Here is a 12057-nt window from a genome sequence, read left to right on the forward strand (position 1 = left end):
GCCATCGCTCGTTCAAACATTTTTTAAACCAGAAATGTTGGCTACAATCACTGATCAGGCTACGGATTACGTACCTTTGCGCAGTTTATTTTTTGACGTTGGATACTATCAATAAAAAACCATATTACGCTGCTGGCCTGGGGGCTTTTATCATCTGGGGATTTATACCTTTCCCGCTAAAAGCACTGGCAGAATATCCCAGCGGGCAGATTCTATACTTTAGGGTAGCACTGTCGGTAGCGCTGCTGCTGGCCATTTGTTTGCTTTTCAGAAAGAAGCAGGTAAAAGGCACGTTGCAGCTTGTAAAAAACAGCCAGCCAAAGGACAGGAAGAAATTTATGCTTTATACTTTCCTGGGTGGGGCGCTGCTAACGGTTAACTGGCTGTTATTTATTTATGTGATCAACCACATCAACATTCAAACCGGCTCTTTTTCTTATCTGCTCTGCCCGATTATCACGGCGGTGCTTGGGTTTATACTTTTGAAGGAAGAGCTGCGCCTGAACCAGTGGATAGCCATTGCCCTTAGTGCAGTAAGTTGTGCGCTGGTGGGCTCCGGAGAGATCACTAGCCTGTTGTTTAGCTTGTTTATTGCCCTGAGCTACGCCTTTTATCTGATCACGCAGCGCATTCTGAAAGCGTATGATAAGATTGTGCTGCTAACGCTGCAGCTATTGCTTTCCTTTACCTTTATCGGGCCATTTTACAGTTATTTCAGCGAGGGTGCCGCCGTTGTGCTGGGTACTGACTTTTACCTGAATGTTGTGGTACTGAGCGCGGTGTTTACTGTATTGCCGCTTTTCTTTAACCTGTACGCGCTAAAAGAACTTACTTCAGGCACTATTGGCATTTTGATGTACATCAATCCCATCCTGAACTTTGTTATGGCCTTTTTATACTTCGGCGAGCAAACCACACCGCTAAAAGTAGCAGCATATGTTACTATCTTTATTTCGGTGATCATCTACAATTTGAACCTGAAAGGGCGCAAAAAAAGAGGTGACGGTTTGGTGATACCACCTGTAGGCACTACTGCTGTAGGGAAATAACACAAGTATAAGATAAACTCTAACGGAAGTATAAAAGCACAGCCCCGGTAGTAAACTAACTACCGGGGCTGTGCTTTTATACTTTATAAGTTACTGGTTTTTTTCTCGCTGTCTTTTGATCTTGTCAAGCCTCTCCATGGCCCGTGCCGCAGAATCCTGGTTTGGACTCATCTCACCAAAGCGATCTGCCTGCTCTGCTGTAACAGAGGTGTCTCCTATCGGTGCAGGGCGTGGTTCATTTAGATTAGCAGCTGATGGATCGCTTTCAACTATAGCTTCGGCTGTGCCAGTATCGTCATCGATGTCGGTATCCTGATGGCCGCAGCCAAACCCAATGACTGCAGCAAAAGCTACAGCTATCCCTGTTTTAAATATATTTGCTAATGTTTTCATGTGCGTATTTAAATTACCTATTTGGTTATTTTTAACGGCCGCAGCGCTAATTAGTTATCTTAAGCCGCTTTACTAAACACACAGAAACACCTGCTCTAGAAGCCTACGCCTATCAGAAAGCCAGCCCTAGCCTTATTACCCTCCTGGAAAGACGTTACAAAATCAACCCGAACTATTTTAAAGATGTGCTCTATTCCCACACCAAGCTCCAGGTAGTTCCTGGATTCTTTGGTGTTCAGGTAGTTCAGGCTTACCACCTCCTGCCATTTCAGCTTACGGAACAGGGGCACCTTGTTAAACAGAAAACCATTGAAATGATGCTCGTAATGCGCCTCCAGATACTTGTTGTTAGTGCTGTAGCGGTAGTAATCCAGTAGCTGAAAACCGCTGTAAGTGCCCGCAAAGAAAGTACGGTTGCCGTTAAAGTGCTTGTAGTCCATCAGGCGCATGTCTTCTTTTCCCCAGAAAGTGCCGGTAGTAAGGCTGTACTCGCTGGCCCCGAACAAGCCAAAACTAACATTATCGCTGATGGTCAGGTTGGCCATGCTGTACTGCACATCGCTGCCCAACGCTTTTATACTTCCGCGGTAGCTCAGGGTAAACCGAGGGTACTTGGAGCCGATGTTAATTTTATCATCGGGACGGGTGATGTACTTCATGCCGGGCTTAAAGCTTAGCCCTGCTGTTAGGGTAAGGGCTTCGTGGGTTGTAAACGAGGCATCCTCCAACTCGCTGTTTATGGGCACATTGGATGTAAACCTACTCTCCTCCTCACCGTCTCTGTTTCTGAAGGTAAAATCGGTGCTGTTTTGTAGCGGCATGCGGTGCGCATAGTTCAGGTTGGCATTCAGGTTCAGGCCATTCAGCAGCTCCGTACGCCACGATACCTGCGCAAAGTCGCGCTGGTACAGCTTCATGTAGTTTTTCTCGAATGCCAGCGAGTAAACCGTGTTCACAAATGGCGAGATGGGATTCAGGTTGTTGATCTGGTAAATGTAGCGGCCACCCTCTACCTGTATGTTGCTGTTCTTAAACGGGTCGTAGCTGTAACTCAGCCGCAGCTTGGCATTCAGCTTCTCGTTGGCAAAGCCATACCTAATTGTTGGCTCTATAGCATAGGCACGCCGGTCTTCGAAGCTTTTAATGTAGGTCATCCGTACATCAGCCGCCACGCCCTCTACAGTGTTGTACTGCAGTATACTTGGCCCGCCAGTTAGCCCCAGAATAGGATCAAATTCAAGTCGTTTACGCTCATAGCTATTCGTATAAGTATAGCCTCCGAGCAGGAAGTTGCCGATAGAGGGTTTGTTGCGAATAACATCAACAGAATCTTTGTAGGCTCTTGAGTTTTTGATCACCTCCATGCTATCCTTCTTGGAGTAGTCTTTTACCTCCTCCTGCGTTAGCGGCACCGGCCTTACTGATGCCCAATAGGCCGAATCGCGGGTATTGGCCTCCTTCTCTATCGCCAGCACTTCTTTTTTCGAAAGCAGTTTTTCATCTACCACAGGTTGCTGATCCTCGGGTGCTATTTCTTTCGGTTTGATCACCTTGAATTTAGCCTTTCGAGGAGATTTTGCCTGTGCAAGCGCTTCCTTCTCCGTTTCCGGCTCTATTTCCTCTACCACAGGAGGCTTGCTGTAAGCTGGCTGTACTTTATACCTGGAGTACACACCCATAGCATAGCCGCCGCCCTTAAAGCCTAACCCGGCAGCCTCAAAACTAAACCGCTGCGATACCGGCATCCATACCTGAGCAGCCACAGGCGCATAAACCTGCCGCACCCGAATCCAGTCTACAAACTCGATACCGGCATCTTTTGTAAGCTTTAAATCGGTGCTGTGGATGCGCCAGCTGCCGTCTACAATGTAAATGTTGCCCGAGAAAACGGGGTCGTTCTTACGGCGGGGGATAACTTTTATTTTGTTGATAGTGCGGCCGTTTTCTTCGAAAGTGCCCAGGTACTCGTAGCGGTAAAAGAACAAGGCGTTATTGGCCAGCGGCGACACAAAACCGCGCTCACTTAGCCCCTGCACTTTTAGCAGGTTATCGTAAAAGCTGATGTTCATTTCGGATGCCTGGTTAAAGCTGAAGCCTTTTTTCTGGCCACTTACTTTACTCGAGATCATCCGTTCGTGAATCTTGTTCGGCTTCTTAAAGTTGAGCACCGACACCGACTCCGACAAGTATACAATACCTGTGTCCACGTCCACCACTTTTATGCCCAGCACCTTTGGCGGCACTTTATCCAGGCGGTAAACTCCTTTCATGTATACTTGAGCCTGCCATGCGTTTACCTCGTTCTGGTGGTACTTGCGCAACCGGATGGCGTTGCGCATAATGGCAAAGGCAGGATCTTCGTTGGCAGCATGCACCACTACCTCTTTCAGGTTTAGCACCTCCGGCATCAGTTGCACATTCAGTTCTTTGGTGCCGTCGGTAATGGTTACTTTTTCGTTGCGGGCACGGTAGCCTACATACTTAAATTCTAATGAATAAGTACCAGGCTCGAGTTGCAGTTGATAGTAGCCCTGGTCGTTAGTAGCGGTGCCGCTGGCTGTCTCGTTGATGTAAATGCTGGCAAAGGGTAAGCCCTGGCCGTTTTCGTCTGTAACACGACCTTTAAGTATACCTGCCTGGGCAAGCATGGGTACAAACATCAGAAGCAGTAGTAACGACAGGTAAAAAGGGCGCATGCATGAAGCGTTTAGAGTCCGGATGATTAGGTAAAGCAGCCACATTAATGTATACTTGCTTTACCACTGCACTACGAAAGAGATGTTATAAACGGCTAGCTGGTTGCCTGGTTTACCAGAAAAAGCCACACCTCTTCCTGCTGATAGTGCAATTTATACTTATAACGCTAAACGCAGCAGGTTGTGTTTATATTTTATCTACCAAAAAGTATAAGCGTTATACTTGTTTGGAGTCTGCAGCTGCAAGGGCCTCTTTTTTAGCCAGCCTGTTTTTGTAGCCTATATTAAGTATAACGCCCACCAACACCAGTGCCATACCTGCATAAGACCAAACATTAAACGTTTCGCCGAAGAAGATGTACCCCAGGAACAATGCGTAAATAATGCCGATGTAATTTAGTGTAGCCACTTTAGAGAGTTCTTCCGACTGATAGGCCATGGTCATGTAGTACTGTGCCAGTTGGGTTAGCACCCCCACTAGTATAAGTATGGGCCAGTCCCAGCCAACAGGCTGCACCCAGTTAAAAAGAGAGTACAGGCCGGTAATAGGCAGTGCCACTAACGGAAAATAAAATACGATTACCAGCGGGTGCTCCCGGGTGTTCAGCCTCCGGATCATGTTGTAGGCGATGCCAGCAAACAAGGCACTTGCTATACCCAAACTTAAGAATAAAGGCGAGATACGCACATCCACCCCCTCAATAACCAATATGCCTGAAAAGGAAATCAGGAAGAACACCCACTGCCACGGCTTTACCTTCTCTTTCACAATAAAGACTCCTAGTATGGTGGTAAAGATGGGAGAAAGGTACTGTATGGTGACGGCTGTAGCCAGCGGTATATTCTGGAGCGTGATAAAGAACAGGATAAGTGCTGCTGCTCCGGCCACTCCCCGTGCAATCAGCAGGCCGTGATGGGTCCCCAATACCGGCACATTCTGACGCTTGAGCATGGCCCAACTCATAACCAGCGAAATGCCGGAGCGGAAAAGTATGATCTCCACCGCCGGTATATGCGATACCTCCTTCACGCACACGTTCATCAGAGAAAAGAAGAACGTAGACAGCAACATGTGCTGTACTCCTTTTGATAACATACCCGATATTGTTTTCAGTACAAATGTCTGGGTTTATACTTTGCGAAAGAAGCTTTTTTAACAGAACTATAAAGTGTAAAAACCAGAACTCTGCTTTACGGCAACTTGTTTATATTTGAGTAACCAACCACACTGTTTTGGATCGCCAGAAAAAACAAAAGACTTATACCCCCAAAGAGGCTTTGATTAAAGCCGCCGCCTACTGCGCCTACCAGGACCGCACCCAACAAGAAGTGCGCGACAAGCTCTACACTTATGGTTTAGAACCCGACGATGTGGAGGAACTTATCGTGCGCCTGAGCCAGGAAAAACTAATTGACGAGGAACGCTATGCCCAAAGCTACGTGCGCGGCAAGTATAGCCTGAAAAAGTGGGGTCGCCGCAAAATTATGCAGGGGCTTAAAAGCAAGGGCATCTCCGACTACTGCATCAAGCAAGGCATGAAGGAAATTGACCCCGAAGTATACGAGCAAAACCTGCTGCAGCTGCTGGAAAAGAAAAACGCCAACGAAAAAGAAAAGAACCCCTTTGCCCGCCGCCAGAAACTGGCCTACTACCTGATGAGCAAAGGCTATGAAGGTGACCTGGTGCAGGATGCGATTAAAGGACTGGAATCTTGAGCACTGAGCTGCTTGGTTTATCCGCACTAATTCATATATTAGATAAAACTAATCTTTAGCTGCGGCTAGTAAACAAACTTATATCATGATACACTCACTCCTCTTCATCGGTGGTATTGGGCTACTGGAGCTTTTCATCCTTCTTATCTTCTTGGCACTTCCGGCTTTGCTGTGGCTATGGGCAATTATAGACTTACTAACAAGCCGCTTCAAAGACAGCACTAATAAACTCATCTGGGCAATCATTATCATTTTCCTGCCGGTTCTAGGCTGTATACTTTACTTGCTGATTGGAAGAGGGCAGAAAGTTAAGCCGGATTACCAGTAGACGCTTTTAAGCTTGATAAACTTATACCACATATAGTGCAGATAAACGGAATAGACTTCTGTTTATACCATAGTTGAGCTTAATAGGAATGATAAAAGAGAATGTGAGAATAAAATCTGGCGAGCATAGTAGACTTGTAGTAACGCTTAAAAGAGAAGCGAACTACTTGGTTCTATTTCTTACTGGGGCTTGGTTGCTGGTTTGGGCTGGTATCACATTGACGATATTTTATGGCTTAGCTACCAATCCAGAAAAAATAGACGGTGAGCTAATTATTTTCACAACTCTAATTACACTGGCAGGAGTGCTCGTACTCAAATACTTCCTGTGGCACCTAAATGGAAGAGAGAGAGTTGAGTTAAATGCTCAGGAGCTAACAGTCCAAAAGCTTGGCACAATCTTGACCTCTAAAAGAAAGTATGAATTAAGCCAAATAGACAATTTCAGAGTGGTGACAAAACAAACGTCCCCTTTAATATTCAGAATGTATGGGATTACTGGCGGTCAAATACAGTTTGGGTACTATGGAAATAACAAAGTTTTTGGTCAGACTCTAAGTAAAAAGGAAGCAGAGAACTTAGTCAATGTTCTGAATGAAAAACTACTTAGCTTAACAAGAGCTAAAAAGAACTAAGGCTCATTTTAGCCAAGACATTAAATTAAATATAAACTACCGCTTCGGCGGCAGCTCTGGGTTCTGAATTCTGCGCTGCTGCACCAGCACCACACGGCGACCTGTAATTTCCTCCAGCATCGGCTTCAGCACCTTTTCTGCATTCTCCTGCGTCTGTCGAAGTATACCAGAGTTAAGGGCAGCCTTCTTCACGTTCTGCTCGGCATACTTGTAGCTTTCCTCTACCAGTGCGGCATCCTGAAAGTAGGTGTTCTCTTTGCTGAAGACTTTGGATTTACTGTGGTCTACTTTGTAGTAGCAAATCTCGGGCTCCGGCACACCGATCTGCACCAATGAGTCACCTTCGAAAACAATGTCTGCCGAGGTTATCTTCGTAAAGTCTACGCAGCCTACCGCCTCACCGGAAACGATCAGCACTACCTTGGAATTGGGCACAAACCGCGACACATTTTTCTCATATTCCACTACGTCCTTGAAGTTGTAGCGCACCAGCTCCATCTTGCCCAGGTCTTCCACAGAAGTAAGTATGGTGTTGTAGTTTACTACCACCTTAGGCGCTTTATCTCCAGCGTCTTCGCCGAAAACATCCTTCACAAAACGCCAGAAAAAGAACCCGGCCACAAGTACAATGATCCAGGGTATGAGCTTTATTACAAGTCGGAGTAAGGGCATATTTGCTAAGCTTATCTTGCTTTTACAATGAAATCTAATTAGTTAACAACTTCCGCTGTTATGCAGCAACTGTTATATTTGTATAAGCAGTAACAATAATTCATGTCTTTCATCCCCAAAACGCATTCATTTTTTTCGCTGTCAGAAGAAAGACTGACCTACTGCCTGGTACCTGCCTGGCTGCTAATGCAGGTTATACTTTACTATTGGTACGGGATACGCATCGTTTATGATAGCCACCGGTACTTTGCCTACGCCGATGCGTTGGCCAGCAACACAGCTGACTGGTATCTGGATAGCGCAAAGTTTTATACTTCATACACGTTGCTGCTGGCATTCTTCCTGCACGTTGCAAAACTTCCTGTAGTTAGTGTGCTGCTTTTCCAAACGCTTGTATCCGGGGCGGCAGCTGTTTTCCTGTTTAAGAGCACCATTTTTATTTCCGGAAGCAGAAAGGCTGCCATATTTGCCACGCTGTTTTTTATACTATGGCCCGATCTGCAGTTCTGGAACCTGTACGTGCACACAGAGTCGCTTTACATTAGCCTGTCGGTTTTTATTTTATACTTTGTGCTGGTGGCAAGGCAAAGGCAACAGTATTTAACCCTTGCAGTGCTGTTGGCCATTATCTGCTTTCTGCGCCCTAACGGCTTCTTTGTGGCTCTTGCCGTGGCTGCTGCACTTGTGTTCAGAAGGGGCCTGGGTTTATACTTCAGGAGCAGGTATAGTAGGGCAGTTGCAGCTACGGTTCTTCTCTTTGTGCTTATAGCAGTGGCCGCCTTTTTCCTGGAAATATTCTCTCCGATCGGGTATTACACAGCCGGCCGGTTTATACAAGGCTACAGCGGCTATACTTCACCGGTTGTAGCACCTGCTCCAGCAGGTGAGGCTTGGGTAATACAGCGCCTCTTTACGCTGATGTTGGAGCAGCCAGTGACATTCATAAAATTGTTGGCCGGCAGGTTCCTTCTGTTTTGGGCACAGATACGACCGTACTATTCTGTGGTGCACAACGTGGTGATACTGCTATTCTTCCTGCCGCTTTATTATTTCGCAGGCGTTTACCTATACAGGGCGAAGGCAACGCTGTTTACGGTTTTCTTCTTGATATTAGCCGCATTGCATACGTTAATGGTTACCGTTATTGCTGTAGACTGGGACAACCGGTTTATAGTACCGCTGCTACCATTCGTTTTTATACTTGCTGCTACAGGCATGGTAACTAAACTAGCCAATCATGAAGGATAAGCTGTTAAAGTTCATCAGCCTGTTGTCCGGGTACCTCGGGAAGTTTGGCGTGGGGCTGCTTGTAGTGCTGTGGTTATTAGTACAGTTGCGGCTTTACCAGCAGTATAGTGTTAAGCTTGTTCCGGATAGCACCTTCCGTTACATACCTTACGCCACAGAGGTGGCAGCAAACGGAATTACAGCTGGTGCACATGATAACCGCTACCTTGGCTACATCTTTTTCCTAGGCTTCTTTTTGAAAACCGGACTTAGCTTACCGGCTGCTATACTGGCACAGGTAGCTTTCTCGGGCTTCGCGGCCATTTGCCTTTACAAAATAGCTAAAGCACTAACACATAGCAGTAGCATTGCAGCCTTTGCCGCAACACTATTATTTATACTTTGGAAGGACGTGCAGTATCTCAACTACTACATCCTGACTGAATCGCTTTTCACCAGCTTTATACTTATCACGCTATACTTCACCATCCGGGCCACCAGCTTTATGTCTCTGTTACCGGCCTTGCTGGCAGCTGGCTTTACTACAGTATTACGGCCAAACGGCTTCATTGTACTCGTTGGTGTGCTGCTGTACTTTTTGTATACCCAGCGCGACCTGTTACGGAAGTATAAGCTTACCAGCGCAGTAGCACTGGCAGGTGCCCTGTTACTGGCTTTTCTTGCGCTGGACAAGTACCTGCTTGTTACATTTAAGGTAGTGGAAACCTATGCCTCTGGCAGTGTGATTTATGCCTCCAACATGTTCGCCTTAAATCCGCAGGAGTACCAGGTAACTACACCGCCTGTAAACCAGCCTCCTGTACTCAGGATCACAACCTTTATCGGTGAGCACCCCATGTATTTCCTAAAGCTGCTCCTGCTAAAGCTGGGCTTGTTTGTAGCTTATGCAAAACCATACTATTCGCTATTCCACCAGTTGCTGATTATTTTGGTAATTTATCCTTTGTACTTATTCTCTGTTCCGTTCTTCAGGAGTAAAGGCTGGGGTGATACCAAAGCTTTTATACTTACAGTTATCCTTTTGCAAACAGCCATTGTCGCTTTTACCGTGGAGGATTGGGATAGCCGTTTTGTAATTCCGCTAATACCTCTAGTGATGATCACTGGTGTAGCCGGAGCAAGAATAGTTGTTAAAAATATACTCAATAGATGATGCGCACCATGCCTATTCCCTTACCAAAAGAACGACACCTGCAATACGGTCTGGCTATACTTTGGCTGGCGCTGCAGTCGTTTTTTATCTTCCGGTATGGCGTGCGTGTTATGGGCGATTCGGAGGCCTATGTAACCTATGGCCGCAACATTGCCGAGCATTTTTACTTTGCGGACAACTACCAGTTAAAGTATGTGGGCTACCCTATCTTTCTGGCTGTGATCTTTAAGCTTGGCTTCGGTTTGAAGGGAGTCATAATTTGCCAGACATTAATTTCGGGCTTGGCTGCGGTTGCCCTTTACAAAACCACCCACAGGTTGGCAGGTAATTACATAGCACCGGTGCTGGCTACCCTGCTGTTTATTGGCTGGTACGACCTGCAGTTCTACAACGGTTTTATACTTACCGAAAGCCTGTATATCAGTTCGCTGATCTTCGCTTTTCACCTCCTTGCTAAGTCTCGAAGTATAAGGCAGTCGGTGTGGGTGGTGCCGGTGCTGTTTTATATTGCCCTCATACGGCCCAATGGCTTTATTGCCTTCGTAGCTTACTTTGCTTACCTGTTCACGATAGCTTTTACCTCTATCCGGAGTACTAAGTATAAAACTGTACTTGCACTGCTTGTAACCCTAATACCATTGGCCGCCATACTTGTTGTAGACAGATACCTGCTGCAGCAATTTACGATTGTGGAAACGTACCAAAAAGGGCAGCTTATTTTCTGGTACGATGGCCTGCTAGTGCACTCAGACAAACCCATTGTAATGCCTCCTGCAGATGCTTCTCCGCTAGCAAAGATGTTGCTGTTTATCAAAGAGAATACTTCCTATTTCCTGCGTATGTCGCTGTATCGCTTCCTGTTGTTCTGGGGCAATGTGAAGCCATTTTACTCTGTGCTGCACAATGCGGTTATCGTGCTGGTGCTCTACCCGCTGTACTTCTTCTCAGTTAAAGCCATGGTGGCTACAAAGAGAATGCCTCTACCGCTCAGTATGTTTGTAGCGTTCCTATTGCTGCAGCAGTGCTTTATTACCACCGTAACCAGCGAAGACTGGAACGGCAGATTTCTGATGAGCCTGATTGCTTTCGTGTTTATGTATGGCAGTATTGGGATCAGTTGGCAACTGGAGAAGTGGTGGCCTAAGTATAAACCTTCTGCTAAAGCTGCAGTCCCAGCCGCTCCTTAAACCCAGCGTTGCCTTGCAGGCCACCGGTATGCACTGCTACAATGGTAGCTCCTCTTTTCAAGTAGCCTTTCTTTATCAGGTCAAACAAGCCGTATATCATTTTGCCGGTATAGATTGGCTCCAGCGGTATCTGGTGCTGCTCCTGGAAAGCTTTAATAAAATTTACCAGTTCCGGCTTTACCTTCGCATAGCCTCCGAAATGGTAGTCGGTGATAAGTTGCCAGTTGCTATACTTTTGTCCGCTGTAGTTGTGTACCAGTTCCTCAATTTCCTGGTGCAGAAACTCTCCTCCTTTTAGCGCCGGAAAACCCAGCACCTGCTTCTCCCCTGCCGAGCCTGCAATAATGCCAGCTATAGTGCCACCAGTACCTGCAGCGCAACAGATGTAATCGTAATTTATGTTGATGTCCTGCACGATTTCGGTGCAGCCTTTCACGGCAAAATTATTCGTGCCACCTTCGGGTATTAGGAAAGGATTGTTGAACTGCGCTGCCAGCTCCAGCAAAAAAGATTCTTCGTGTTTGAGTTTATACTTTTCACGGGAGATATAGTGTAGCTCCATGCCACATGAGGCGGCAAAGCTAAGGGTTGGATTCAGAGGCAGATGCTCTTCTCCCCTGATGATGCCTATAGTTTTGAAGCCGTACTCTTTACCAGCTGCTGCCGTGGCGGCTATATGGTTGGAGTAGGCGCCACCAAAAGTAAGTAAAGTGGTTTTCTGCTGCTCCTTCGCTGCCTGCAGATTATACTTTAGCTTACGCCACTTATTGCCAGATATGTGCGGATGCAGCAGGTCTTCTCGCTTTATCCACAGCGTAATGCCATGCGCCTTCAGCAGCGGGTCCTGTAGCTGTTGCAGTGGTGCTTCCATGCTCAAAGGTAATCAAACTCTGCTGTCATTTCTCACTGGTTAGAAATGACAATTACCGCTCAAACAAATAAAAAACCCCAGCGTTGGCTGGGGTTCTATTTATACTTTAT

General features: G+C 46.4%; 12 protein-coding genes. 7 read left to right on the forward strand and 5 right to left on the reverse strand.

Going from position 1 to position 12057, the window contains the following annotated elements; genetic code table 11:
* Positions 1 to 92: 92 nt before the first annotated feature.
* Complete coding sequence (locus tag H8S84_RS18235; RefSeq protein ID WP_230407253.1) at positions 93 to 1049, forward strand: EamA family transporter; 957 nt, start codon at positions 93 to 95, stop codon at positions 1047 to 1049.
* A gap of 90 nt (positions 1050 to 1139) precedes the next feature.
* Here H8S84_RS18235 and H8S84_RS18240 read toward each other — a convergent pair whose 3' ends face one another.
* The 3 genes from H8S84_RS18240 to H8S84_RS18250 form a co-directional block, all read right to left on the reverse strand.
* A complete protein-coding gene (locus H8S84_RS18240) occupies positions 1140 to 1442 on the reverse strand; it encodes a hypothetical protein (RefSeq protein WP_187068822.1) in 303 nt (100 codons plus the stop codon).
* A gap of 95 nt (positions 1443 to 1537) precedes the next feature.
* Entirely contained in the window at positions 1538 to 4138 is a 2601-nt protein-coding gene (locus H8S84_RS18245) for a DUF5686 and carboxypeptidase regulatory-like domain-containing protein (protein ID WP_187068823.1), read from the reverse strand.
* A gap of 217 nt (positions 4139 to 4355) precedes the next feature.
* The gene (locus H8S84_RS18250) at positions 4356 to 5234 is read right to left on the reverse strand and encodes a DMT family transporter (protein WP_187068824.1); all 879 of its coding nucleotides are present in this window, start codon (positions 5232 to 5234) and stop codon (positions 4356 to 4358) included.
* A 137-nt stretch (positions 5235 to 5371) separates the two neighbouring features.
* Here H8S84_RS18250 and H8S84_RS18255 point away from each other — a divergent pair, with 137 nt between their 5' ends.
* The 3 genes from H8S84_RS18255 (at position 5372) to H8S84_RS18265 (ending at position 6816) form a co-directional block, all read left to right on the forward strand.
* Positions 5372 to 5854 carry a regulatory protein RecX gene (locus tag H8S84_RS18255; RefSeq protein ID WP_187068825.1) on the forward strand — a complete coding sequence of 161 codons (483 nt, stop codon included), beginning with the start codon at positions 5372 to 5374 and terminating at the stop codon, positions 5852 to 5854.
* 85 nt (positions 5855 to 5939) lie between these two features.
* Positions 5940 to 6182 carry a PLDc N-terminal domain-containing protein gene (locus H8S84_RS18260; protein ID WP_187068826.1) on the forward strand — a complete coding sequence of 81 codons (243 nt, stop codon included), beginning with the start codon at positions 5940 to 5942 and terminating at the stop codon, positions 6180 to 6182.
* Between the two features lie 88 nt (positions 6183 to 6270).
* Positions 6271 to 6816 carry a hypothetical protein gene (locus H8S84_RS18265; RefSeq protein ID WP_187068827.1) on the forward strand — a complete coding sequence of 182 codons (546 nt, stop codon included), beginning with the start codon at positions 6271 to 6273 and terminating at the stop codon, positions 6814 to 6816.
* Between the two features lie 36 nt (positions 6817 to 6852).
* Here H8S84_RS18265 and H8S84_RS18270 read toward each other — a convergent pair whose 3' ends face one another.
* A complete protein-coding gene (locus H8S84_RS18270; protein ID WP_187068828.1) occupies positions 6853 to 7488 on the reverse strand; it encodes a DUF4230 domain-containing protein in 636 nt (211 codons plus the stop codon).
* Positions 7489 to 7590: 102 nt separating this feature from the next.
* On the opposite strand from H8S84_RS18270, the gene H8S84_RS18275 reads away from it, so the two are divergent.
* The 3 genes from H8S84_RS18275 to H8S84_RS18285 are packed head-to-tail and all read left to right on the forward strand — an operon-like array spanning position 7591 to position 11076.
* Entirely contained in the window at positions 7591 to 8736 is a 1146-nt protein-coding gene (locus tag H8S84_RS18275) for a hypothetical protein (protein ID WP_187068829.1), read from the forward strand.
* Positions 8726 to 9889, forward strand: a complete 1164-nt coding sequence (locus H8S84_RS18280) for a glycosyltransferase family 39 protein (protein WP_187068830.1) — start codon at positions 8726 to 8728, stop codon at positions 9887 to 9889. Before H8S84_RS18275 ends, H8S84_RS18280 begins: the two co-directional genes overlap by 11 nt.
* A gap of 8 nt (positions 9890 to 9897) precedes the next feature.
* Positions 9898 to 11076 (forward strand): hypothetical protein, encoded by a 1179-nt coding sequence (locus H8S84_RS18285; RefSeq protein WP_222621703.1) that lies wholly within the window; start codon positions 9898 to 9900, stop codon positions 11074 to 11076.
* Here H8S84_RS18285 and H8S84_RS18290 read toward each other — a convergent pair.
* Entirely contained in the window at positions 11048 to 11947 is a 900-nt protein-coding gene (locus H8S84_RS18290) for a 1-aminocyclopropane-1-carboxylate deaminase/D-cysteine desulfhydrase (protein ID WP_187068832.1), read from the reverse strand. The genes H8S84_RS18285 and H8S84_RS18290 overlap by 29 nt on opposite strands.
* Positions 11948 to 12057: the final 110 nt, after the last annotated feature.

The organism is Pontibacter cellulosilyticus (genome assembly GCF_014306105.1).
Lineage (GTDB): Bacteria > Bacteroidota > Bacteroidia > Cytophagales > Hymenobacteraceae > Pontibacter > Pontibacter cellulosilyticus.